The sequence below is a fragment of the Bacillus sp. 166amftsu genome, from assembly GCF_900107445.1.
Classification (GTDB): domain Bacteria; phylum Bacillota; class Bacilli; order Bacillales; family Bacillaceae_G; genus Bacillus_A; species Bacillus_A arachidis.
This window is the reverse complement of the sequence record NZ_FNQA01000005.1, coordinates 94398-119679: the sequence shown is the minus strand read 5'-3', so window position 1 is coordinate 119679 and position 25282 is coordinate 94398. Positions and strand designations below refer to the sequence as shown.

Here is a 25282-nt window from a genome sequence, read left to right as displayed (position 1 = left end):
AAAATAAAAAAGAGAACAAAACTGTTCTCTTCTTTTAAACAATTGCCAAGTACATCCCCTGCACTTGGCAATCCACTTCTATATATGAACCTCTTCCTTAGCAATATCCGTTAGCAGTTTTATAACACTTTGACATTCTCCATCATTGAACAACTCACTCATTGCGTGTAGTACTGCACCTTCATCTGACCAATCATCAACGTTACATGTACTCGTATAAATTCGTGTATAAGCTGCTTCCGGCTTTTTAGCCCTTGCACTTATTTTTATCCCTTTACTCTCTAGCATTGTTAATAAGGCTATTCTTTTATGAGATTCTAACGGCCCAACTTCTATTATGAACTTCAATCGGTTGTCTTTTAAACGTTCAAACCACATGATTACACAGTTGTTTAACCACCAATTCCATTTCGGTACACCAAATTGTTCTTCAAGCAATCGGAACTCTGGCATAATGAATGATGGAAGTCTATGATGGATATTGTAAAAGTCTCCTTGAAAGCCTTGTTGATGAACGAATAATTGAAACGCATCCGCTAAAGTATCCACTTCCATTTGATTACGCTCTACTTCAACAATTTCAGAAGAAGGTGTCTCTTCTCCATATATAAGGCCTTCTATCGTTTCCGATATCGTTTCAATTACTTTGTTAAAATCACTACTGTTATACATTTTATTCATGACACGAAGAATCTCATCTTGATCTGCCCAATCACTTATCTTTTCATACCCTGCATAAATTCTTGTGTACATGGATCCAGATTCTTTAGATCTTCCTTTAATGTTGATTCCGTTTTCTTCTAACTTACATAATAACTTTAATCTCTGTTTGTATTCTAGCGGTCCAACTTCGATAATCAGTTTCATGCGCCCATCTTCTTTTCTTTCAAACCATGTAATAAGAGCGTTATTTAGCCACCACTCATGAGTTGGAATGCCTACAATATCATCAAGTTGTTTCCATTCGGGGAAAATAAAAGACGGAATGCGAATATGTTCATGATAACAGTCATTCGGAATTTGATTTTGAGTTACGAATTGTAAAAATGACTCTCTCATTACACTATTTCCTGCCTCACGTATAAAGGTGAGAGTTTCAGCATAATTCATATAAATTTTGCGAAGGTCTTCTTTCTCTTCCGCACTTAAACCTTTCACCGCATCTAACAAATTATTATTAGCAAACTTTCCGGCTACTTTCCCATCACCGCTTAGACATAGAAAATCAACAGCATCTTTATGATTTTTATATATAGTTAGCGCTAGTTCAATATCTTCCTCATCACGAACAAGTTCACCTTCTAATATATCAATATAATAGGAAAGAAAATCTTTAATCGTACTAGACGTATATTCACTGTTAATTTCAAGCTGTCCTTTTAATATATTTAATATATCTCCATAATCTAAAATGAAATATTCTTTATGGCTTGGTGCACTACCATCTAAACTTAAAAATATTGGAATGATAGTATACCCTTCATATTTACTACTAACAAAATCTAAGTAATTTTGTAATTGTCCATCTGATTCTGATGACTTATATTTATTTTCAATGAGAATTACGATCTTTTGTGATTCTGATATTGCTAAAATATCAATTCGCTTATTTTTACTTGTTTGTACTTCACGAAAAACTTCCAAATCTTGAAGTGACTGTTTATGTAATTTAATAAAATTATACTTACTAATTAAATCTTCATTTTCTGTTTTTACAAACGTTTTAGAAAGCACCTTACTTACAAAGAACGAACTTAAATGATGATTTCCCTTTGGATCTAGTAACCAAGAAATCATGTTAGAATGCCTAATCTCAAACTTATCTACCTTTAATATTTTAAAAGGATTAAAACGATTAAACTTACTGTGCAACTTCTCAAACTCAATTGAATTATCTAAGAGTGATAAAATCTCAAAATTGTAATCCATTTCTAGCACCACCATTTACAAGATTATAAAACCAAAAGTTGTTATAACTGAATTATACCTTACAATATGGCACTATTTACGTCTTATATCTCATCCTTTATATTACCCTTCAAATATATCAGCAATTCAATATAAAATAGTAACCACCCAACACATTTCACAACTTCAATACACTCCAAGCAAACAAGCCCCCTTAAAAGATATCTACCGAGAGACTCACTCGATCCACGACTAGATCTACCCCTACAATAGAATAGCCGTAACTCTGACACCAGCATGCGTTGGGACGACGGGATGAATTTTCGTTATATTGAGACTTTTCAAATAAAAAGATATAATTTATTTACGCTTTCATACTTAGTCCATAATGCTGTTTTTCAAATTACTTCTATAGTCTTCAAATGCAGAAAACGAATTTTATTCAAAGGAGGGTTTAATCATGTCTCAATCCACCAATCGCGCAAATACGAGGCGCATTACAGGAAACATCTTCAAAGGTTCGGTTGGAAATCTGATTGAATGGTACGACTGGTACGTCTATTCTGCTTTCGCCGTGTATTTCTCAGCTGAGTTCTTCCCTAAGGGGGACTCGACAAGTCAACTGCTTAACACGGCAGCTATCTTCGCCGTTGGCTTCTTAATGCGCCCGCTAGGAAGCTTACTGATGGGCCGTTATGCGGATCGTCACGGCCGACGTGCCGCACTAACGCTTTCCATCACCATCATGGCCGGTGGTTCTCTGATCATTGCCTGTACCCCAGGTTATAGCACCATCGGTATAATGGCCCCTATTATTCTAGTTCTTGCACGTCTGCTTCAAGGGTTGTCATTAGGTGGAGAATATGGAACTTCAGCTACATACCTGTCCGAGATGGCAAGCAGCGGTCGCCGGGGGTTCTACTCGAGCTTCCAGTATGTAACACTTGTTGCTGGACAGTTGGTAGCACTAGGTGTTCAAATCGTCCTCCAGCAAATACTCAGCGAGCCGGATATGAAGTCTTGGGGCTGGCGTATTCCCTTCATCATTGGAGCAATGGGAGCAGTGGCTGTATTGTGGCTGCGCCGTACGATGGATGAATCGGAGCAATTCTCAAAAATGGGATCTGAAAGCCGCGAGAGTGCTGGAACCATTAAAACTCTGATGAAACATCCTAAAGCAGTATTAACAGTGGTCGGGCTAACGCTCGGTGGAACTGTTGCCTTCTATACTTATACGACGTATTTACAAAAGTTCATGGTGAATACTGTAGGCCTGCCTAAAGAAGTCGTTAGCTGGATTAACTTTATCGCCCTATTAGTATTCGTCGTACTTCAACCGCTCGCTGGTATGTTATCCGACCGGATTGGACGACGTCCGCTATTGATTGGTTTCGGCATCCTCGGAACTTTACTAACAGTGCCACTATTTCTAATCATGGAGCAAACGAAATACCCTATCGTTGCTTTCTTACTTATGATGGTAGGTCTCATTATTGTCACCGGTTATACTTCCATCAATGCGATTGTGAAAGCTGAGCTCTTCCCAACTGAAATCCGTGCCCTTGGCGTGGGATTCCCTTACGCAATCACTGTTGCGGTGTTCGGCGGGACGGCAGAGTTCATCGCGTTATGGCTGAAGAGCATTGGACACGAGTCACTCTTCTACTTCTATGTAGCTGCTTGTATTGCTATAAGCTTTATCACGTATTGGCGTATGGCTGAGTCTTCAAAAACCTCTCATATCGAAGCTGAGCTAGACGATGAAAATACGCTAGCTACTCGCAAATCTGGTTCACGACACTCTTAAATACCATAAATAGCTATTTTAAAACGATAATTCACCTAAAAAACCCCTTGTATATCAAGGGTTTTTTTAGATAAAAAGCCTTTCTTCTTGAATGGTTTGAAGAAATAACGTTTCTTTTACATTTTCTATATGTATTTACCTCACTGAACTCATCATTTCCCCAACCTATATCTATCCGCAAAAGAAACCCCACAACGCGGACAGTGTACGTCCCAATCATGCTCAGTCGGCTTATGATAATTACGATGTAAGTACTTATATAGCTTTTTACCCGGCATGCTATGTCTATTGCTATTCCAGCATTTGCTTTGTACCCAAAACGATTGGCAACTTGTACACTCGCAATATTTTTTAAAGTCGTGATCTGTTGGTATTTCACTAACCTCTTTGTTTCCACAATCAGGACATATGAGCTCCCATCCAAGATGGAAATGCAGCATCATTTTAGAAAATAAAGAAAGACCCTCTTCTTTTCCTGGTTTGAGTAAAAAGTAACCGTACTGATGAGGTTTTGTTTCTTCAAAGTCATTTTCTAGTTCAGCATCGGCATGAACTAGAAATGCTGCTTTTCCACGAGGGTGCATCAATTCTCTGTACCTTTTTGCGGATTGAATCAAATCTCCTTCTAGCTGTTGTCGCATTCGGCTATAGGGCTTGTATTTAGCATCTAAAAACATATATACTTTCTCTTTTTGTCCCTGTTCAATCGCAAACCCTATATCAGGGAAATTCCCTTGTATATTCACTTCACTTCCAATTACTATCGAACAAGAGGCGGTAACATATAACCGAATACAAAATCCCCGCAGCGTACCGTTTTCTTTATAGTATTCCAAAACCTTCTGAAGGGCCGCTTCTTGTTTTGGGGCGAATCCGAGAGTCATTACAAAGTGCTGCAACACTTTAAAAAATGCCCATTTTTCATAAAGATCAGGGGATTGTAATAAGTCATTCTGAAATGCCTTTAGAGTCTCATACTGCCGAAGACACTTTTGTAATTCCTCTATACCTTCGAATGCTTCTTGGTATAGAGGGTGAAAGTTAAATAGGTGCGTATCCCCCTTCGCTTCTTCCTATATAACATGGATTTAAAAAGAAAAAGATTCGCAGCAATACAAATACCACGAATCTTTTAACTACTAATTGCAAGTATTTTCCCCACAGGGTTTCGAAAAGAATAAAAAAAATTACTTAGAAAACGATGAATGTCTTTCATTCTTAGAAACAGTACGGGACGTATTGATAACACCTTTCACTTTATGACCTATTACTGCTTTCCTAATGTATTATATTCTTTAGGATACCCAAGCTCCATTCATTAGCCCGGTTCCATAACTCATCTGAAAATGCTATGATTTCATTGTCAATATTATCTAATTATCGAATAACTAAAGGAAAAGACAACAAAGAGGAGGAGAAATTATGGGGTTTTTTAGTAGATTTTTTAAAAAAGTGGAACAAGTAAACGATGGTGAGGCAACCCTCAATGAATTAAATGAAGAATTATATGTTGAATCTCCAATAGAAGAAGCAAATAGCTATTGGGTATCAATGGCACAAAATTTAATTGTCAATACTGTAAAGGCCGCTGACAATAATGTAGAACGCGCTTTTATATTGCTTGATTTTAAAAAAGGAGAGGCTTCTTTTGATATTTTTTATCAAATTGACGGGCAATTGTATTTTTGGAATCAGTTAGAAGATCAAACGATTAAAAATAGAATTAAGAACGAGTTGTTACCTCAAGCTTCGGAAGTTTCAGATGCAGTAAACCAGCAATTTCATGAAGCGGACCATCCTACAATCTCGTATGCAGAATTGCAATTTGAATGGGAAACAAAGGCCTGGTTTTCACACATCATCTGGGAAGACGACCCTGCCTCTCAATTACCAAAAGCTCAAATATTAAACGAATGGTTCAACCTAATTAAAAAAGAAACTCAGAATAAGCCACTTGATAGTGATACAAAATTTTCTTGGTATCCATCAATTTCTTAAAGTTGATGAACATGATTGCTACACCAATAAGAAATAGACAAAAGCCGATGTCCTTATCGTATGGAAATCGGCTTCAGCTAAAGCGTCGCCTAAAAAATGGCCTGTAACGTGTAATTCTACATCTCTTCCCTTACAATGTTCTTTTACTTTTCAGCTTGTTCAAATTGATTATGATATTCCCACTGTTTATTATCTTCATTCCAGTATTTTTCTGGATGAGCACCTTTCGTTCCTGCTGTTGGAGGTAATACTGGATCATGCACCCATTCACGCATAATAAAATGATTCCAATCCGTTTTTATATCATTAAACGTTTTACTAGGACCTATAGGTATTTCTATCCCCCTATGTTCACTGTTTTGAATGTTGCACCTCCCTCTGTCCCCCGACTACCATTACTTGTGTTTTCCCATCTACTACTCTTTCAAAAGCTACAGCGTCCATTCCAGTTTGTTTGTCATGGAATGTTTTTTCTACTTTACATGTTTGAACAACATTATCATCAAAATCTTTAACGTCAAATTTTTTTAAAATCCCTTATTGCTACGATATGCAGCCCTTGCTAATTCATAATAATTCAAAACATTTTCCCTCCCAAGAATTTTAATATATTCTAAATATTAAATAATATTTATGGAGGGAAGTGGAGTGAGAAAATATTGTTTAGGATTAATCATGGTCTTTATCCTAATATTTATAGGAGGTTGCAGTATGGATCAAAAAAATGAAGAACAACAAATAATTGATAAAGCAACAGAAATAGCCATACAACATTTTAAAGAAACTGAACATACAGATATAGTTGTAACGAAAACAAAATTTGCTCCAAAAGAGTTAGGTGGAATATTTGTAATTGGATATGTAAAAGGGAATAAAGAAAGAAAAGTTACTGCGACAATCCATTATAATAATAATTATGAAGTAGAATCTATTACCTTGGACTCTGAATAATACCTAAATAGAATCCACACTCACAACCGAACCCTATTCCCTACCCCATTTTCAATCGCTTTCTCATACAAATACTTCGCCACTACAATATCCACAACGGCCAGCCCAACAGATTTAAATACGGTAATTTCTTGATCCGTTTCCCTGCCAGTTCGTTCGCCGCTAATAATTTGTCCAAGTTCTGCATGGATATCGCTTTCTTTGAAAACACCTTCTTGTATTGGGATTTGCAAGTCACCTGTTTCTTCTAGTGCTGCTTCTTTTGATTCTACTACTACTTTATTGGCTGAAGAAATGACATGAGAAGGTAGTTCTTGCATTTCCGGCCTGAAAGAACCGACAGCATTTACGTGAACACCAGGTTTGAGTGTGTCTGAAAAGACTGGCGCGTGAGAGTTCGTTGTGGTGACAATAATATCTGCTTCACGTACTGCTTCATTCGAATCTGAGTATATGTAGGTAGGTTTCCTAAATTTCTCTTGTATATATACAGCAAATTCGGCAGCTTTTTGTTCTGTTCGATTATAGAGGATAAGCTTTTCAATATCTCGTACAGCAAGCACAGCCTCAGCAATTCCTTTCGCTTGTTCTCCTGTACCGATAATACATAAGTTTTTCGAATCTTGACGAGCTAGATGCTTCGTTGCCACACCTGATAAGGCACCTGTTCGAATCATCGTTAAGTATGATCCTTCCAAAAGCGCAAGTGGTTCCCCCGTTTGAAAATCCGATAGCATAACAATCCCGTTTATTGTTTTCTTTCCTATTTTTTTATTATTTGGAGCCACCGTTACTACTTTTAATCCAAGTGCCCCAAGTTCTTCAGCTACTGAAGGCATGATTAATGCGGTATTTTGCGCATTCGCAAATGGCAAAGCGGAGCGAATAGGAGTGATTGTTCTTTCTGCCGAAAACTCCTTTAAGGCAATGGCCGCATATTCAATTATTTCGCTCATATCTACTAAACTTCTTTGTTCATCAGTACTTATGACTAACATGTTTGCTCACCCTTTTCTAAATCTTTCTCCACTGTTTCACCAGATGCCATATTCTTATTCACAACCTGCGCCCCCACTAAATCACCTGTAATATTTACAACTGTATGTCCCATGTCTACAAGCGGGGACACAGCTGCGATAATAGGAATAATTGTGAGCGGTAGGCCTAACGTCGAGAGTAAGATCGTTGCGGTAATGACATCTGCACCTTTTACTCCTGCACACCCCGCCGCAAGTACGATTCCTAGAAATACGGTTTGTACAATAAGGCCAAACGTAATTGGAATGCCGTATACGTTTAATGCGAAGATAGCTAGAACACCTAGTGCTGCTGATAATCCATTCATGTTAACAGTGGCGCCAAGCGGAATCGTAAAACCAGCTACTTTCTCAGGTATATGAAGTCTTTTTTGAGCTACCTCCATTGTTACAGGAAGCGTAGCACTACTTGATGTTGTACTAGCAGCCACAAGCATAGCTGGACTCACTTGTTTGTAAAAATAAAGTGGACTGATTTTCCCAATCGTTCTCAATATAATTGGATACATAATTAACAAAATAAGTAGTAATGACAAGTAATCGGCTACTACATAGCTAACGACTGCCGTGAGCATGTCAGCTCCAAATGTCCCAACTACATTAGCAATCAGTGCCATAATGCCGTAAGGGGCCAATCCAATAACGAGTTCAGCAATTTTAATCATTAATGCCGATCCTTCATGGGCTAATTTACGAATTCCTTTCGTTTGATCTCCAAGAAGAATGAGTGCCATACCGACAAAAATTGCGAAGATAATAATTTGAAGCATATTCGTCTCTGAGGCTGCCTGAATGACGTTAGAAGGAAACCACTGGGTGATGTTATCGACAAAATTAAATTCTTCTGCCTTAAAGTTCTTCCCTTTCTCAAGAAGGCCTTCAACCCCTTTACCAGGATTAATTAAAAAGGCTATTGCGACACCAATGCTTGTGGCTAATACAGCGGTTACTGCATAGTAAACGAAAATTCTACCGCCGATTGATTTTAACATTTTCGGATTTTCAAGCTGGGCAATTCCCGATACAATACTTAAAAACGTCAATGGAACGATAATCATCTGTAATAAACGGATAAAGATATCCCCAATCGGTTTTAAAGCGACAACTTTCGGTCCTAGTGTTACTCCCAGCAAAATCCCTATGAATGCCCCAATCAAAATTTTGATAGGTAAACTCTGTTTCCTCCACCACTTCATCCTGAATCCCCCCTTATAAGAAGAGTTGTTTTCTAAGCAGAAAACAACTCTAAAAAAACATTAAGCTAGTAAAAACCCTCTCTTCAACGGATCTCTTGGGTCCATTACAAATTGGTGAAATCCTGTAATAAACGCCTGCCCAGTCACTTTTGGAATAACTGCCTCATATTCCTCTACTTTTGTCACTGACAATACTTCACCGATAAATTGTCCGTCAGTGATACACTCATGGATGAAACTTTCTCCGCTTTGCAAGGCATCCTTTTCAAAAAGAGTTGCAAGTCTAGCTGAAGTACCAGTGCCACAAGGAGAACGATCTACTTGCCCATCAGCAAAAATGGTCACATTTCGTAAAGTAGCATCTTTTTCATTTGGTTCATCAGAAAAGATAACGCCATATATTCCCTTTAAACCTTCTTCGAGAGGATGTTTTACATCCATTTGACTTTCAATATAGTGTTTAATTTTCCCGCCCCACGATTGAATGGCCGATAAATCTTTAAAGTTTACTTTCAAATCAAATTCTTTACTGTCTACAACTGCATAGAAGGCTCCTCCAAAAGCAATATCTACTTGAAATTCATAGCCATCAATCTTTATCGGAACATCTTTCTTGTAAACAAAGGAAGGTACATTTTCAAATGATACAGATTCTACTTGAGTTCCATTATATTTTGCATACGCAATTACCTCTCCTGCAGGGCTATCAATGATAAACTTCTGTTTGTCGCCCGTCACTTCGAACATGCCCGTTTCAATTCCTACTGTGACGACCGCAACAATTCCATGACCACACATTGTACTCCAGCCTTCATTATGCATAAACAATACGCCAAAATCAGCATGAGGGCTTGCCGGCGGCGTAATGATACAACCATACATTCCATGATGCCCTCTTGGTTCATACATCAAAACTTCGCGAAGATGGTCTAAGTGTTCCATACAATAAGCTCTTCTTTCTAATTGTGTGTTTCCTTTTATCTCTGGCACTCCGCCTGTAATAATACGTAATGGTTCCCCCGCTACGTGTGCATCAATTGTTGTATACATTTTACTAATATTCATACCTTTTCCCTCCATTATCGTCATTCACTTATTTTATGAAATACTTATCATTTTAAAAGTATCCTACCTTTTTATTAGCAAGTATCGTGCCAAGTATAAATTAACCTAACATTATTAATATTCATTCAATTTCATTTACATTGTCCTGAAAAAGTTGTATCCTTTTAGCGACAAATCTGTCTACGAGTGTCTACTTTTGTATACGTTTTATATCGGGTTTACATATAAAATCATTGGAGGATATTCTATGAAACAATCTGATTCTTTTGCGATTCCTACATTGCATACGCTTCTCTCTTCTGTAGAAGAAGCAATTTCTATTGTAAATACGAAGGGAGTAATGCTTTATTGGAATGAAGCAGCAGAAAAAATGTATAACATAAAGAAAGAAGATATTATCGGAAGGAATGTTCAGGAATTTTTCTTAAAAGAAGATATTATGAATTTAAAAGTCCTTGAGAGTCAGCAACCTGTTCGGGATATTTATCACCTCCCGCGGCCAGATAAACATGTATTGATTAGCACAACACCTATTTATAATGAAAGCAATGAACTAATTGGCTCTATGTCCGTCGAACAAGATATTACCGCTACGATTAAATTAAATGAAAAGTTATCCTCTACATCTGAAGAACTCCAGCAATTAAAACAACAAATAATTCAAAATAATAGAGATGATCCTTTCAGCAACATAAAAGGAACTAACTTGGAAATCCAGCATATTATTCATGACATGAAAAAGGTCGCGAAGACAGATGCGACCTTTTTGATTACTGGGGAAAGCGGTGTTGGGAAGGAGCTTTTTGCTCAAGCGATTCACGATGCTAGTTTAAGAAGTAAGAAAGCATTTATTCCAATTAATTGTGGCGCTATCCCAAATGCTTTGTTCGAGAGCGAGTTATTTGGTTATGAATCAGGAGCATACACCGGAGCCGCTAAAGGAGGCAAACCTGGAAAAATAGAATTAGCAGACGGAGGTACGTTATTTCTAGATGAGGTAGGAGAACTCCCACTTGATATGCAAGTGAAACTTCTTAGAGCTTTACAAGAAAAAGAGATTTATCGAATTGGAGGACAAACACCTAAAAAAATTAACGTCAGAATTATTGCCGCAACGAATCGTATATTAGAAGATATGGTTTTAAGCGGTACTTTCCGGTCTGATTTATTTTATCGACTCAACGTATTTGCTGTCTGCATCCCGCCGCTTCGTGAGCGTACGGATGATATTTCCTACTTAGCTCATCATTTCTTAAAAGAATTTTCTTTTAAATATAACAAGTCAACTCCTTTTGTTCATCAAGAGGCAACGAAGCAATTACATGCATATTCTTGGCCAGGTAACATCCGCGAGTTACGTAATATGATAGAAAGATTGATTGTCCTTCACGAAGGCAGCCAAATATACGAATCAGACATTCTCAAGCTACTGCCGCAAACAAGGTCTTTTTCAGGCCCCGTGAACCAAGATGTACTTTCACTTACTGACGAAAAAGAAAGTCTAGAGAAAACACGCATTCTTCAAACCTTGCAAGACACGTATGGGAACAAAAGCATTGCAGCAAAAATATTAGGAATGTCACGAGCTAATTTATATAAGAAAATCAAAAAGTATGGGATTGTATTCAATAAAGAAGAAAATTGATACCATGCCTCTAAAAACTCCAACTTACTTCTATCAAGTTGGAGTTTTGCTTACCTTGCTATCTCTTCCCACTTCATAAAACACTACGAATCCAATCCTTAATGATCAGGCAACAAACTGAACAGCAGAATCCTTCCGTTAAGAAAATATTATAAAAAACCATAAAGCTACTCCTAAGTAATTCAATTATTGCGGAGAAATCTAAAATAACGGGCTACATAACATATTCATTCACAGGTTAATTTGCATAGTAAATAACACGCAAAAAAAGCTCAAAGTCCCTATATGACCCTGAGCTTTACTTTTGCATAAGACTTATTTCATTACATCCACTCTTTTCCATGTTCACGAATGAATGTAATATCGTTTTGATAATGTTCAAGGTGTCCTTCATCTATCATTTTTTGAAAATTTATATCGCCTTCTTTGGCTTTTCTTTTCATGTATTTACATAACCCTTCTAATCGTAACAATACCATCTCTAAATAATCTTCTTCCATGCCCTCACCGTAGGATTCAAAAAACAATTTAACTCTTTGTTTTATACGGTCGGCATGCTGTAATGAATTATAATAAACTGCCTCACCTATTTCAGTATGATACACTCTGCTTAAGGGGACACAAGTGTAAAGAGTATAGGCTATGTCCCAGAGTCTTGGACCAGGACCAGCAACATCAAAATCAATAATACCTACTGGTTTTTCATGATTAAAAATAATGTTATATATTGCAAAATCATTGTGGCATACAACCTCTATTTTATTTGGAGTATTGTCCATTAATTTCCAATCATCCGATAACGGAAAGTCACTTACAGCATCATGGTAAAGACGGAGCATCTTCGCTATCTCTTTTAAAACATCATTAGACCACATGTATTCTTTTAAAGGATAATTACCAGCTTCTCCTTCAATAAATGATAATATCTCTCTATCTTTTTCATCAATCCCTAAAAACTTTAATTCCCATAAAATATAGGTATTTATAATCTCCATCATATGTAATTTTTATCTAGTTTAGAATTGCAAGAACAAGAAGATAAAACGGCGTTGAAAGAAATCAGGAGAATCTAGATTTAGGGTGTTCAGAAAGAGCGCCCGGTCCTTGTGTTTCAGCTAATGAATAATGAAGATAAAACAAACCATTATAATGAAATTGTGGATGAAACGCTAGCCCTAGCAATCCTCTTTCATCATATCCACTGCCAGATCCACCTTGTTCAGACTTCCCTAATTTTATGATTCGAGAACGAATATCTAAAAAAGTTCTTATTTCTCCATCTCCTATGTAAAAGATTTCTCCTATTTGGGTTGCAATAAATAATCTTTCAATTGATTCACCTGGAAGTATAGTTGTTCTTAAAACGGTGGGTAGATTTATCTTACTTACAATGGGTTGTAAACGAACTTTTACTTTTATCAATTAACGTTACACCCCTTTCTATTATAAGAATATGATTTGGACTGTGCTATTAGTATCAAATAAGAGATGGCAATTGAATATAAAAAAGCGTGTTATGATTATCTTCTTCAAAACACGCTTCTTCCTAATATATCGAACATTCATCAACTTTATATTTTAAAATACACCTAACAATTTTTCTGTAAATTTTTCAGAATTCCTCTTAAAAAATTAGACTTATCTTCCTGGTCTATTCAAGACTATTGCTGAGTACGCTGCATTTCCTGCTTCTCCATATGATTGCGCATCTGTTGCATATATCTAGGTGCGTCCATTGGATCTTCTACAATCATTTCAATAATACAGAGTTTTTCAGTACTTTCTATTTCAGCTTGGTTTATTGCCTGATTAAGCTCTCCGTAGGTACGAACTGTGACGGTAAACGCGTCACCTCCAAAAACTTCTGCTATCCTAGTATAAGACCATTGAGGAATTTTGTTGTACTTTTGATTTTTTGTTTTCACATTCAAATATTTTTCAATCGTATAACCATCATTGTTTAAGACAAAAATTATAGGCTTGCATCCATAATAGAACATGGTACTGATTTCTTGAGCTGTCAGCTGCAAGGCTCCATCCCCTGTAAACAGTAACACTCGCCGTTCAGGCACAGCCATAATAGCACCGAACGCCGAAGGGGTTGCGTAACCGATGGACTGCCAACCGCCTTGCCCAATATATATTACATCGCTCGGCAGTCTCACCTCTGCCATTCCGTTATAGAATGTCCCGGTCTCGACAACTACAATGTCTTCCTCTTTCAGCATGTGCTGAAAACGTGGATAATAGTTGGCCGCTATTAGAGGGGCATCGGCGTTAGCATTTAATTGGTCGTAAGGGAATGACATTTTTTCTACCAAACCTTGTCCCTTATAACCCACATTCTGTATTGCAAGTAACATGTCAGCTGCAAGAACATTCGGATACTCTGCCTCAGCAATTTTAACCATATCTGGTTGAATATTGACCGTTATCAGCTGGTTTAGTTTTGCGGTAAAACTCGCGGTATTAGTATCCGCCAATACCATACCAATTGCGATGATACAATCTGCATTTTCTACCTTACTTTGAACTTCAGAATCTCCAAAAGATCCTAAGTACATTCCCACATAATTTGGATGGGTTTCGTCGAATCCTCCCTTTCCGTACATCATCGTTGCAACAGGAACATTCATGGTGTCTGCCAGTTGCTGAACTGCCGTTTGAAGACCAAAACGCATGGTTTTTACATCCACCAGTATAACTGGTCGATGTGCACGATCTAGTAGCCTATGGACATGATTCACCGCAGCATGAAGAGTCTTCAAATTAGATGTTGGGCGCTGGGGTGTTGGCTCTACACGGGTTTTAATCGGCTTGGTTACTAAATCATCGGCCACAACTAGATATACAGGCTTTTTCTTTTCTTTAGCAATTCGAATTGCGGCTGGAATTTCAATTTTAGCATTTTCGGGCGTAAGCACCGCGGTGTATGCAGTAATTTGCTCATACATGTTGCGAAAAACATCAAAATTCCCATCCATTAAAGTGTGATGCATCAGCTTATGCTCTTTTTGATCATTTTCGGGAGGCGCACCCACTATATGAATGATTGGCACATGCTCACTATTAGCTCCGGCTATAGCATTACAAGCGCTGAGTTCTCCGACTCCAAAAGTTGTAATAAGAGCAGACAACCCTTTAATTCTTGCATAACCATCTGCAGAATAGCCCGCGTTTAGTTCATTCCGACCTTCTATAAAGCGGATACCCTTATAACACTCTAGAGTATCAAGAAGTGTAAAATTATAGTCCCCTGCAATACCAAAAATTTCGGTAATGCCCTCCAATTTTAAACAATCGAATAAATACTGACCAACCGTTTTTTGAGAAGGTTGCCTTTGTAAACCAAAGTTATCCTCATTTATCATGTTTTCCACCACTTGTTCACCCCTTATCTATTTCTTAAACTGTTTTGTTTTATAGTATTCTTTTTGATAATACCCTTTAATTGAACCCATTATCCGTTGCACTGAGCCAAAGCAGTATATCAAACGCAATTAACTAATACAAAAACCTGTTGTTATTAAAGATACATTTTTTATAATTCAAAACAATTGTAGGCTTGAGATAAGGTTTAAAAGTTAAAAAAGAATACTTTTTTGAAGAAACTTTAATCATTTTAAATGTGTCAAAATCTATCAAATATCGCTATATTAACAGTTATTTAGAATTATGATTGCACCTTCTTTTACAATAAAAATTATCCCTTTTGATGATCTAAAGGGCATATTTATAATAAAAAGAACATCTTCTGGAATTGAAAAATCGATTAAGGAACCATTGAATGACAATAAAATATTCTGTTAAAGAGCCAATTAATTGAATAACGGTTATTAAGTTAACAGTGAGGTTGGGTATGAATAATTAGAGCTTTAATAACATATAGAGGAAAGAATATAATTATATTGAATATAATAACGTATTTTTAATTGTACCTTTAAGGGGGCGTTGTCGATGAGAAAATATTTCTATTTGATTGGGCAAAAAAACAAGAGGATAACGTTTCACTAGCCCATAAACTACGTGGTTCCTCTTCAATATTAGAAGGAGAGTATCAGATTGAAGAAAATTTATTTAAAACCTATTGACAAAAGTAATTGGGAAGAAGCAATTAAACTGTCTGTTAAAGAAGAACAACAAACATTTATTACATCCAACCTCTATTCTATCGCAGAAATTCAATTTCTAGATAATTTCTATGCAAAAGGTATTTATCTTGATGAAAAAATGATAGGATTTACTATGTTTGGGATAGATTCTGATGATAATAATTATTGGATTTATAGACTTATGATTGATAAAAAATTTCAAGGGAAAGGTATAGGTAAACAAGCTATATATCTGGTTATTGATGAAATAAGACGAAATAATTACGCAAACATTTCTTTAATAATGATTGGATATGCTCCTGAAAACCTTACAGCTAAATTTGTATATAAAAAAGCAGGATTTATTGAAACTGAATTATCACCTTGGGGTGAACAGTTAGCTAAGTATTCTTTATGAGCACTTGGATTCTCCACGTTGACTATTAGACTTATTAAAGAAAAGAGTCCAATAGTATAACAATGTAGATAGGAAATGATTAAAATTTTTTATAAAAGAATCAACCAACTGAAAATATTAAGAGCGTGTTTTGATTAACCTTTTTTTCAAAACACGCTCTTTTCTATGATTATTTATCAAAGTTATTAGTATCAATTTGAATAAACTTTATTTAAAAGCAAAAACAATGTTCAAATAAAAGTATGTCTAAATTGAACATACCATACAGCCACAATTTGCTGTTTTCTAAGCTCAAAGTTTACCTCTCCAATAAGTGGAAATAATAGAACTATAAAACATCGAATGGAGGATTTATAGTGACGAATAATGAGAATTACAGTGGAATATTACCCCATAATACCGAATCTTATTGGACGAGCAGTATTCATTTACCAGAATACCCTTCCTTAGAAAATGACATGCAGGTCGATGTTATTATTGTAGGAGGAGGAATTACTGGCATTACTTCTGCCTATCTTTTAGTAAATGAAGGTTTAAAAGTCGCTGTTATAGAGGCAGACAAGTTATTAAATGGAACGACTGGACATACGACAGCTAAAATTACGGCCCAACATAACATGATTTATGACGAGCTTATCAAATATACTGGAAAAACTACCGCAAGATTGTATTATGAAGCAAACATAGATGCTTTAAAATTCATTCAAGCCACAATTAATAAACATCACATTGATTGCGATTTCACTCAACAAGATGCTTATCTGTATGCCACAACAGAAGAATATGCATTTAAATTAGAAAAAGAAGCAGCAGCTTATAAAGAGCTTCGTATTGAAGGCGAACTTGTAAACAAACTTCCAATTGACTTAAAAATACATAATGCACTTGTTATGAGAAATCAAGCACAATTCCATCCCCTTAAGTATTTAGCTCATCTTTCAAATATAATTACAGAAAAAGGTGGATACATCTTTGAAAATACCACAGCAGTAAATATAAAAACAGGCGAACAACCTGTAGTTCTTACCCGTGGAGGAGCTAAAATTACAGGAAAGTATATTCTCTCTTGTTCTCATTTCCCTTTTTATGAAGGCGCAGGACTTTACTCTACAAGAATGCATGCAGACCGATCCTATATAATTGCTGCTAAGACAAAAACAGATTATCCAGGTGGTATGTATATTAGTGTAGATGAACCGACACGCTCTCTCCGTTCTACAACAATTAATGGAGAAAAATTTATTCTTATCTCTGGAGAAAGTCATAAAACGGGACAAGGCGGAGAAACACTAAAACATTATGAAGCCTTGGAAATATTCGGGCAACAAGTTTTTGGGCTTGAAAATATTGCATACCGTTGGTCAGCTCAAGATTTAATTACACTAGACAAAATTCCTTATATCGGTGAAATTACATCCGATCAGAAAAATATATTAATTGCTACTGGATACAGAAAATGGGGTATGACAAACGGAACCGCAGCGGCGCTTTTATTTCGAGATATTATATGTAGAGAAAAGAACAAATACCGAGAATTGTATACCCCTTCTCGTTTTCACATGAATCCAAGTTTAAAGAACTTCTTAGTAGAAAATGCAAATGTTGTTGGCCATTTAATTAAAGGAAAGTTAGAAATTCCTCAAAAGTGCATCCATGATTTATCTAACGATGAAGGAGCTGTCATTGACATTGATGGACATAGAAAAGGAGCTTATAGAGACGCAGAAGGTAAACTTCATATTGTAGATACAACTTGTACCCATATCGGATGCGAAGTTGAATGGAACAATGGTGAACGTTCTTGGGATTGCCCATGCCATGGTTCGCGATTCTCGTATACAGGAGAAGTACTTGAAGGGCCTGCTGAAAAGCCATTACAAAAGTATGACTATAAAATGCTAGATAATCTTACTTCAGAAGACTCTGGTTATTAATAAAAAACACTTAACCAAAAAGAAAGAGCGTGTTTTGAAAAAATATTTATCAAGACTTAATTTTATAAAATGGTTTAATATAAATCCCCCCAATATATTATATATGTTGGGGAATTTATATTATTTACATTCGTTCTTCGTTATATGGGGACCCACCACATCACTATCAACTAGGGATACATTAAGGAAAACTTCAGAAGAAAAGCAAGCCCACTCCTTATCTATTTGTGTATAAGGAGTGGGCTTGCTTTTCTTACTGATAATGATAAGATAGGTTAATTTTACATGTATACGAGATTTATCATTATCATCATGAACTTTTGTTGATGGTATATATATATTTTTTTACTCATAAGAATAGAACTAGCTTAGTATTTACTGGGGGGGATTAAGAATGAATAGGGATGAAACCTCATTACACCCTGATACGGGTGTTACGTCTGTAATGTTTGTTGAACGATCATTAAATGAAATTCGTTTTTGGTCTAGAATCATGAAGGAGCATTCTTTTTTTCTTCGATTAGGATTTAGATGTGAGGATACCCAACTAATCGAAGAAGCTAATCAATTTTATCGATTGTTTGAACATATCGAACAAATAGCATATTCCTATACAAATGAAACAGATCCTGGGCAAATAAAAAGATTTAATTCAGAAGTACAACAAGCTGCAACTAATATTTGGGGATTTAAACGAAAAATTCTAGGATTAATTCTCACATGTAAATTGCCAGGACAAAATAATTTTCCGCTGTTAGTGGACCATACAAGTAGAGAAGCTAATTATTTCAGAAACCGTTTAATGGAATTAAATGAAGGTAAATTAGATGCCCTTCCTGATGCTATTATTAAAGAAAATGTTTTCTTTTTAAGGATTATGGCAGACCATGCTAAATTTATTGGTCACCTTCTTGATCCATCGGAAAGAAAGCTTGTAGATACAGCCCGGAATTTTAGCAATGATTTTGATGAATTGATGTATCAAGCAATCGACTTAGAATCTATGAAACCACAATCTCAAACAGTGCCTCTTTTAGATCAATTTTTAGATCAAAATCGTGTGTCAGTTACATCTCTTCGTGATTTCAAGAAAACGGCACGTGATTTAATTGAGCAATGTAAAATAAAGAGTATCATTCATCCATTATTAGCAGACCATGTATTTCGTGAAGCTGATAGATTTCTTGAAATAATTGATATGTTTGATGCTCATCTTACCAATATTAAATCACAACCTAGATAGTGAAAAATAAGAAAAGATACTATTTTTCCTTAAGCTGAGAAGTTAACAGTTTATTGTTAACTTCTTTCTCTATGATGGACTCATACATTATTTTATTAAATATTACCAAAGGGATTTTTAATGTATAATTTCTTTTGATAAATTGAGGATTTCAGGAAAATTGACGGTAGGCAATAGTTTCAGGAATTTGAAAGTAAACGAATAATAAAAAAGTTACTTTCATGGATGATAAAGAATGTTAATTATTAAAGGTTAACTTAAGGAAGATTTTACACATGTTTTGAAGAAAAAAGACGACCTATTAAATGTCATCTTTCGTTTTTCTTTTAGAACAATGCTTTAATAAAAACATTTTATAAATTTACGTATATTTAGGGGGGAACCCCTTGCTTAGCTTTCCCCACCCTTTGCCTCACACCCCAAAATACGGGATCAGCCCCTAATCTACAGGCTGACTGAGAATTCGTCGATTGATGGTAATCCAAGTAACTGTAAATAATATCATTAATAGTATTACAATGGGATACAATTTGGTTTGAGGTATCATGCATTAATCCTCCCATTGCCTCTGCTACAATCTGATTTAATATGAGATCATATTTTAAAATGGAAAACTGATAATAATACTAACAAAAACATCCTCTGACTATTTCCTTTTATAAATCTAAAATTCAATAAAACTATTTCTCCTCATACCATGGGTTTAAATGAATTAGTACTTCATATACTTCTGGGTTCTGATTTATTATAGTATTTTTTATCTCTCTACAAATATCATGTCCTTGTTGGATAGTTAAATATGCCGGAACACTAATTCTAATATCAATTAATACATAGTGACCATGATCACGCACACGCATTCTTCAAACCTTGCAAGACACATATCGGAACAAAAGCATTGCGACGAAAAAATTAGGAATGTCGCGCGCTAATTTGTATAAGAAAATCAAAAAGTATGAGATTACATATGTAATACATCAAAACCTCGAATGATGAGCTTTATTAAAGAGACCATCATTCAGGATCATTCAAGTTTCCTTTTCATAAAAACTAGACTAAGCTTCTCTCTAGTTTTTAAAATTTCACAACTTACTTTGAATAAAAATTCTTCTTTCTCCCATTGAAATTATTTAAGAAAAACAAAATAGTCAGAAAAATAAGTATAATGTTGTTTAAAACGATATTAAGAACCATTATTTCATACTACATTTGCTTCTACGATATTTTTTAAATATACTTTTCTTATAAATAAAAAAAGGAAGTGCATGATATGATTGATATTTTTAGTAGATTCCTTGAGATAACGAATAACATTTTATGGTCATATATTCTTATTGCAATGTTAATCGGCCTCGGGCTTTATTTTTCTTTTAAATTGAAATTTGTACAAATTAGCCATTTTGGTGACATGGTACGATTAATCAGTAATGGCTTTAACAAAAAGACAAAGAAAAAGGATAGCATATCCCCGTTTCAAGCATTTTGTTTGAGTGCAGCAGCCCGCATTGGAATCGGAAACTTAGCTGGTGTGGCGCTAGCTATTTCAATGGGCGGACCCGGTGCAGTCTTTTGGATGTGGTTCATCGCGATTATTGGAGCTGCTACAAGCTTTGTAGAGTGTACACTTGCACAAATTTATAAGATAAAAGACGGACGTGGATTCCGCGGGGGTCCCGCTTATTATATGGAGAAGGGACTAAATAAACGCTGGATGGGCGTTTGGTTCTCACTCCTGATTACTGTTACTTATGGATTAATTTTCAACTCTGTACAAGCAAATACAGTAACATTAGCATTTGAAAACGCATTTGGTTTAGAACGGTACATCGTAGGAATTGTAATGGCTGCATTAGTTGCGATTATTATTTTTGGTGGTATTAAAAGTATCGCACGTATTACAGAAACGATTGTTCCGCCAATGGCGATTGTTTATATCGCCGTAGCTGTTTTTGTTGTAATTAAAAACTTCTATATTTTACCTGATATTTTTCTAGAAATATTTAGAGGTGCATTTGGTTTAGATCAAGCAATTGCTGGCGGCATCGGGGCAGCAATGAAGTATGGTATTCAGCGTGGTTTATTCGCAACGGAAGCGGGTATGGGTAGTTCACCAAACGCCGCCGCTACATCAGATGTCACTCATCCTGTAAAGCAAGGACTTGTTCAAGCGCTTGGCGTTTTCGTTGATACGTTTTTAGTATGTACTTCAACAGCATTTATCGTCTTATGCTCCGGGGCATATAAGCAAGCGAATTTAGAAGGAATTGAGTTAACACAAATTGCATTAAGTTCACAAATCGGCTCATGGGCAAGCAGTTTCTTAGCGATTATTATTTTCTTATTTGCGTTTAGTTCATTACTAGGAAACTACTATTATGGTGAAACCAATATTGCATTCATTAAAGAAAGTAAATCATGGTTAATGATTTATCGCGTTGCAGTAGTTGCGATGATTTTATTCGGATCCGTTGCGACACTTCAAACTGTTTGGAATATGGCTGATTTCTTTATGGGTCTTATGGTATTTACAAATTTAATTGCCATTACCCTTCTTGGTAAGTTTGCATATGCCGCTTTAGCAGACTATATAAAACAAAAGAAAGCTGGAAAAACACCAATTTTCCAAGCTGATTCTATTCCTGGCTTACAGAATACAGAGTGTTGGGAAAAAGAGAATTCAAAGGAAGAAAAACAAGCCGTATAGGAAAAGAAAGAAAATCCAATTTCTTACTATGAGAAATCCCCCTTATTACAAATTGAATTTGTAATAAGGGGGATTTTTTTGAATGCATAATCCTACTCATTTTTGTGCTTGTTTGAATTAGAGAAAAGTGCGATGCGTTACTTATTCAACCAAAGAGTTTTAAAAATTGCAAAAATACAAGTTACTTTTCATACACATTATGAATTTTTCACTGCTTCAATTTCTAAAGATTCTTCGTGCCACCAAAGTGCTTCTTCAGGGTCTTGCTTCGCTATTGCGTGTGCTTCTTTTTTCGTTTCTACAGTCGGGTACGAACCTTTCAAGGCACGACCTGACGTTGTCACAAATAGTAGGCTAAATACAATGATGCCAATTAAGCTGACACCGGTTAAATAAAATGCGGGTGCAAGTGCATTTCCAGTAGCATGAACTAAATATGAACATACGAGCGGTGTTGTTCCACCAAATATGGATACGGAGATATTAAATGATATCGAGAGTGCACGATAACGTACATCTGTGAAAAAGAGAGATGGTAATAAAGAAGGCAGTGTTCCTTCATAAACACTAAGGAAGAAACCTAAAACAAAGATACCTATAAAAATAGCTGCAATATGTCCATTGCTGATTAATAAAAAGGCAGGAATTGAACATACTGTCAAACCGAGTAATCCGAATTGTACTACACGTTTATTACCAACTTTATCGCTTAATTTCCCGAAATAAAGCGCCAGTGGAATCATGAGTGCCATCGTAATTGAAATAATGATTAAACCAGTCGTTTCTTTAATTTTTAATACTTGTGTTAGATAAGAAGGAATATAAGAAAGGATCATATAGTTTGTAATATTAAAGAAGGCAACAATTACTGTGCTTAAAAGAAAGTCTTTTTTATGATATTTCAAAATATCAATAAACGGAATTTGTTCATCTTCTTCAGAATCTCCCTGCGCTTTTTCCATCTCTTGGAATATAGGAGATTCATCTAAATGGCGGCGTAAATATAAACCGACCAAACCAATTGGGGCAGCAATTAAGAACGGGATACGCCATCCCCAGCTAAGCATTTGTTCATCTGTTAACACTACCGTCAAAACAGTAACGATTACTGAAGCCGCGATGTAACCAGAAAGCGTCCCAATTTCAAGACCACTACCAAGTATACCACGCTTCTTATCGGGAGATGATTCAGCGATATACACCATCGCTCCTGAATATTCCCCACCTGTGGAAAACCCTTGAACCATACGAGCAACTAATAATAAAATCGGTGCCCAAATTCCAATTTGTTCGTAGGTTGGTAGTAGTGCAATGAATAATGTCGAAAGTGCCATTAAGATAATAGTTGTACTTAACACAATCTTTCGGCCATATTTATCACCAATTCTACCAAAGAAAATACCACCAATCGGCCTAACTAAGAAGGCAGCAGCAAATGTACCAAATGTTAATACAAGCTGTAAGCCACTATCGTGAACACCAGAGAAGAATAATTGACTTAAAATAACCGCTAAATACGCATATAGGCCAAAGTCAAACCACTCCATTGCATTCCCAATACCAGTAGCAATAACGGCTTTCCTGGCTTGTTTTGGGTTCACTACAATTACATCTTGAGGTCCAAAATCTAAATTATTTTTTTGTTGCATATAATAAAAACAGCTCCTTATTTCATTTAAATCATTAAGCACACTTTCTCTTATAGAATAAATTCAATACGAAGCACTTAAGGAAAAGCACCCTCTCTTTACCTGTTACTATTGTTTCATAAAATCAATTCCTTGTCTAACGATATGGGGTATAGATCACATAATAAAGCGCTTTCATAAAAAGGGATACACCCTATAAATATTTCGGAAACATCCGTATACCCCATATTTTATACAGAAATATTGAGTATTCTTCTCCTATACCATTTATTTTCCAAATATATCGCTTGTTTCTCAACATATATCCGTAATTCAATAAATTTCGGTATTCGCCAAAAAAAATTAAAAAGCTACTTCAAAAAGTAGCTTTTGACAAGAAATTTCGGTCCACAACCACATCCGGCACTTTCCCCGCAATTTCCTCCCCAATCTTCAAACTAGCCGTTGCTGCTGGAGACGGTGCATTACAAATATGCATAGAGTTGATGCCCGGGATAATACAGAAGTCATCTACCATATTTCCATTCGATAGAATCGCCTGCGCCCTTACACCAGCATGAGTTGGAACGATGTCTTTCTCTGTAAGTTCTGGTATGAGATGCTGCAAGCTTTTAAGAAAAGATTGTTTACTAAAAGAACGAATCATTTCCTTCATGCCCTCTTTCATATTCGGCATCGCCATCTTCCAAAAGCCTGCGTATGTCATTGTTTCCATAAAGTCTTTTATATCAAAATCCTTTTTTGTATATCCTTCACGTTTAAAACTTAACACTGCATTAGGCCCAGCATGTACGTCCCCATTTATCATTCTTGTAAAGTGAACGCCTAAGAATGGAAAGTCTGGGTTGGGAACAGGGTAAATTAAATGTTTTACAAGATGACGTTTTTCTGGAATGAGTTCATAATATTCACCTCGGAACGGGACGATTTTCATATCTGTTAGTATTCCTGCTTTTTTTGCGATTCGGTCGCTATGTAGTCCAGCGCAATTAATGAGAAATCTTGTTTCAAAGACGCCTTTGTTTGTTTCGATTGTAACGAAATCTTTGTGTTCAAAAATTCGTTCTGCTTTTGTACCTAAGTGTACTTCTCCTCCGCTTTTCTCTATGAAACGTGCAAATGTATGACTGACTCCTTTATAATCGGCAATGCCGCAAGAAGGAACGCGAATAGCTCCTACTCCTTTTACGTGGGGTTCGATTTCCGCTAGTTCTCCTTGGTCGATTTTTGAAATGTTCAGCCCATTTTGTAGACCTCTTTCATACAGGTTATGCAAAAGAGGAATTTCTTCTTTTTCTGTTGCAACGATCACCTTTCCGCACATGTCATAGGCAATGCCATTTTCTTTGCAGAACTGAACCATCGCTGCGTTTCCTTCTTTTGCAAATCTCGCTTTATAGCTACCTGGTTTGTAGTAAATGCCAGAATGAATGACACCGCTATTATGTCCTGTTTGGTGATGCGCAAGTTCGTTCTCTTTTTCAATTACTGCGATTTTGGCATGAGGAAATTTTTTCGTTAAGGCCATTCCAGTTGAAAGCCCCACAATTCCTCCGCCGATAATTAGAAAATCATACATTTAACTTCCCCCTTATGTCTGTATCCCCTATATTAGGAAAGGCAGGCCTTATTGTAA

17 protein-coding genes and 3 pseudogenes are annotated in these 25282 nt (G+C 36.1%); 8 read left to right on the top strand and 12 right to left on the bottom strand.

Going from position 1 to position 25282, the window contains the following annotated elements; all coding sequences use genetic code 11:
* Positions 1 to 78 precede the first annotated feature (78 nt).
* Positions 79 to 1929, bottom strand: coding sequence for a PDDEXK-like family protein (locus tag BLV40_RS15360; protein WP_090691417.1), 1851 nt, complete (start codon positions 1927 to 1929; stop codon positions 79 to 81).
* A gap of 439 nt (positions 1930 to 2368) precedes the next feature.
* On the opposite strand from BLV40_RS15360, the gene BLV40_RS15355 reads away from it, so the two are divergent.
* The gene (locus BLV40_RS15355; RefSeq protein ID WP_090691415.1) at positions 2369 to 3715 is read left to right on the top strand and encodes an MFS transporter; all 1347 of its coding nucleotides are present in this window, start codon (positions 2369 to 2371) and stop codon (positions 3713 to 3715) included.
* A gap of 152 nt (positions 3716 to 3867) precedes the next feature.
* Here BLV40_RS15355 and BLV40_RS15350 read toward each other — a convergent pair whose 3' ends face one another.
* Positions 3868 to 4599: a hypothetical protein gene (locus BLV40_RS15350; protein ID WP_139265542.1), complete on the bottom strand. Its 732-nt coding sequence runs from the start codon at positions 4597 to 4599 to the stop codon at positions 3868 to 3870.
* 538 nt (positions 4600 to 5137) lie between these two features.
* Between BLV40_RS15350 and BLV40_RS15345 the strand changes: the two genes are divergently transcribed.
* Positions 5138 to 5713: a hypothetical protein gene (locus BLV40_RS15345; RefSeq protein WP_090691407.1), complete on the top strand. Its 576-nt coding sequence runs from the start codon at positions 5138 to 5140 to the stop codon at positions 5711 to 5713.
* Positions 5714 to 5856: 143 nt separating this feature from the next.
* On the opposite strand, the gene BLV40_RS29640 is transcribed toward BLV40_RS15345, so the two are convergent.
* Positions 5857 to 5988: a hypothetical protein gene (locus BLV40_RS29640; RefSeq protein WP_280138904.1), complete on the bottom strand. Its 132-nt coding sequence runs from the start codon at positions 5986 to 5988 to the stop codon at positions 5857 to 5859.
* A 436-nt stretch (positions 5989 to 6424) separates the two neighbouring features.
* Between BLV40_RS29640 and BLV40_RS15340 the strand changes: the two genes are divergently transcribed.
* A complete protein-coding gene (locus BLV40_RS15340) occupies positions 6425 to 6664 on the top strand; it encodes a hypothetical protein (RefSeq protein WP_244525414.1) in 240 nt (79 codons plus the stop codon).
* A 20-nt stretch (positions 6665 to 6684) separates the two neighbouring features.
* On the opposite strand, the gene BLV40_RS15335 is transcribed toward BLV40_RS15340, so the two are convergent.
* Genes BLV40_RS15335 through BLV40_RS15325 form a run of 3 tightly spaced genes read right to left on the bottom strand, consistent with a single transcriptional unit; the run spans position 6685 to position 9962 of the window.
* Positions 6685 to 7662: an ornithine cyclodeaminase family protein gene (locus BLV40_RS15335; RefSeq protein ID WP_090691404.1), complete on the bottom strand. Its 978-nt coding sequence runs from the start codon at positions 7660 to 7662 to the stop codon at positions 6685 to 6687.
* Positions 7656 to 8897, bottom strand: a complete 1242-nt coding sequence (locus BLV40_RS15330; RefSeq protein ID WP_090691399.1) for a dicarboxylate/amino acid:cation symporter — start codon at positions 8895 to 8897, stop codon at positions 7656 to 7658. The genes BLV40_RS15335 and BLV40_RS15330 overlap by 7 nt, the downstream gene beginning before the upstream one ends.
* Before the next feature lie 60 nt (positions 8898 to 8957).
* Positions 8958 to 9962 carry a proline racemase family protein gene (locus tag BLV40_RS15325; protein WP_051588537.1) on the bottom strand — a complete coding sequence of 335 codons (1005 nt, stop codon included), beginning with the start codon at positions 9960 to 9962 and terminating at the stop codon, positions 8958 to 8960.
* Between the two features lie 247 nt (positions 9963 to 10209).
* Here BLV40_RS15325 and BLV40_RS15320 point away from each other — a divergent pair, with 247 nt between their 5' ends.
* The gene (locus BLV40_RS15320; protein WP_090691395.1) at positions 10210 to 11607 is read left to right on the top strand and encodes a sigma-54 interaction domain-containing protein; all 1398 of its coding nucleotides are present in this window, start codon (positions 10210 to 10212) and stop codon (positions 11605 to 11607) included.
* A gap of 323 nt (positions 11608 to 11930) precedes the next feature.
* Here BLV40_RS15320 and BLV40_RS15315 read toward each other — a convergent pair.
* The 3 genes and pseudogenes from BLV40_RS15315 to BLV40_RS15305 all read right to left on the bottom strand — a co-directional run.
* Positions 11931 to 12566: pseudogene (locus BLV40_RS15315) on the bottom strand (phosphotransferase); the annotation flags it as partial.
* A gap of 124 nt (positions 12567 to 12690) precedes the next feature.
* Positions 12691 to 13029, bottom strand: a pseudogene (locus BLV40_RS15310) (glucose dehydrogenase); the annotation flags it as partial.
* Positions 13030 to 13268: 239 nt separating this feature from the next.
* Complete coding sequence (locus BLV40_RS15305; protein ID WP_090691684.1) at positions 13269 to 14987, bottom strand: alpha-keto acid decarboxylase family protein; 1719 nt, start codon at positions 14985 to 14987, stop codon at positions 13269 to 13271.
* 682 nt (positions 14988 to 15669) lie between these two features.
* On the opposite strand from BLV40_RS15305, the gene BLV40_RS15300 reads away from it, so the two are divergent.
* The 3 genes from BLV40_RS15300 (at position 15670) to BLV40_RS15290 (ending at position 19293) form a co-directional block, all read left to right on the top strand.
* On the top strand, positions 15670 to 16116 hold the full coding sequence (locus tag BLV40_RS15300; RefSeq protein ID WP_026590689.1) for a GNAT family N-acetyltransferase: 447 nt from the start codon (positions 15670 to 15672) through the stop codon (positions 16114 to 16116).
* Between the two features lie 356 nt (positions 16117 to 16472).
* Entirely contained in the window at positions 16473 to 18050 is a 1578-nt protein-coding gene (locus tag BLV40_RS15295; protein WP_026590690.1) for an FAD-dependent oxidoreductase, read from the top strand.
* A gap of 394 nt (positions 18051 to 18444) precedes the next feature.
* The gene (locus BLV40_RS15290; RefSeq protein WP_090691392.1) at positions 18445 to 19293 is read left to right on the top strand and encodes a DUF2935 domain-containing protein; all 849 of its coding nucleotides are present in this window, start codon (positions 18445 to 18447) and stop codon (positions 19291 to 19293) included.
* Between the two features lie 680 nt (positions 19294 to 19973).
* Here BLV40_RS15290 and BLV40_RS15285 read toward each other — a convergent pair.
* Positions 19974 to 20165 (bottom strand): annotated as a pseudogene (locus BLV40_RS15285) (cation transporter dimerization domain-containing protein); the annotation flags it as partial.
* Between the two features lie 398 nt (positions 20166 to 20563).
* On the opposite strand from BLV40_RS15285, the gene BLV40_RS15275 reads away from it, so the two are divergent.
* Entirely contained in the window at positions 20564 to 21997 is a 1434-nt protein-coding gene (locus tag BLV40_RS15275; RefSeq protein WP_090691388.1) for an alanine/glycine:cation symporter family protein, read from the top strand.
* A 197-nt stretch (positions 21998 to 22194) separates the two neighbouring features.
* Here BLV40_RS15275 and BLV40_RS15270 read toward each other — a convergent pair whose 3' ends face one another.
* Positions 22195 to 23646 carry an MFS transporter gene (locus BLV40_RS15270; RefSeq protein ID WP_026590694.1) on the bottom strand — a complete coding sequence of 484 codons (1452 nt, stop codon included), beginning with the start codon at positions 23644 to 23646 and terminating at the stop codon, positions 22195 to 22197.
* A 355-nt stretch (positions 23647 to 24001) separates the two neighbouring features.
* On the bottom strand, positions 24002 to 25225 hold the full coding sequence (gene lhgO / locus BLV40_RS15265; RefSeq protein WP_026590695.1) for an L-2-hydroxyglutarate oxidase: 1224 nt from the start codon (positions 25223 to 25225) through the stop codon (positions 24002 to 24004).
* Positions 25226 to 25282: the final 57 nt, after the last annotated feature.

Bases quoted from the DNA above. Each gene is read 5' to 3' on its own strand.
- BLV40_RS15335 (WP_090691404.1), bottom strand. From the start codon at position 7,662: ATGTTAGTCATAAGTACTGATGAACAAAGAAGTTTAGTAGATATGAGC.
- lhgO (WP_026590695.1), bottom strand. From the start codon at position 25,225: ATGTATGATTTTCTAATTATCGGCGGAGGAATTGTGGGGCTTTCAACT.
- BLV40_RS15330 (WP_090691399.1), bottom strand. From the start codon at position 8,897: ATGAAGTGGTGGAGGAAACAGAGTTTACCTATCAAAATTTTGATTGGG.
- BLV40_RS15325 (WP_051588537.1), bottom strand. From the start codon at position 9,962: ATGAATATTAGTAAAATGTATACAACAATTGATGCACACGTAGCGGGG.
- BLV40_RS15290 (WP_090691392.1), top strand. From the start codon at position 18,445: ATGAATAGGGATGAAACCTCATTACACCCTGATACGGGTGTTACGTCT.
- BLV40_RS29640 (WP_280138904.1), bottom strand. From the start codon at position 5,988: ATGCGTGAATGGGTGCATGATCCAGTATTACCTCCAACAGCAGGAACG.
- BLV40_RS15350 (WP_139265542.1), bottom strand. From the start codon at position 4,599: ATGACTCTCGGATTCGCCCCAAAACAAGAAGCGGCCCTTCAGAAGGTT.
- BLV40_RS15345 (WP_090691407.1), top strand. From the start codon at position 5,138: ATGGGGTTTTTTAGTAGATTTTTTAAAAAAGTGGAACAAGTAAACGAT.
- BLV40_RS15270 (WP_026590694.1), bottom strand. From the start codon at position 23,646: ATGCAACAAAAAAATAATTTAGATTTTGGACCTCAAGATGTAATTGTA.
- BLV40_RS15320 (WP_090691395.1), top strand. From the start codon at position 10,210: ATGAAACAATCTGATTCTTTTGCGATTCCTACATTGCATACGCTTCTC.
- BLV40_RS15340 (WP_244525414.1), top strand. From the start codon at position 6,425: ATGGATCAAAAAAATGAAGAACAACAAATAATTGATAAAGCAACAGAA.
- BLV40_RS15355 (WP_090691415.1), top strand. From the start codon at position 2,369: ATGTCTCAATCCACCAATCGCGCAAATACGAGGCGCATTACAGGAAAC.
- BLV40_RS15360 (WP_090691417.1), bottom strand. From the start codon at position 1,929: ATGGATTACAATTTTGAGATTTTATCACTCTTAGATAATTCAATTGAG.
- BLV40_RS15275 (WP_090691388.1), top strand. From the start codon at position 20,564: ATGATTGATATTTTTAGTAGATTCCTTGAGATAACGAATAACATTTTA.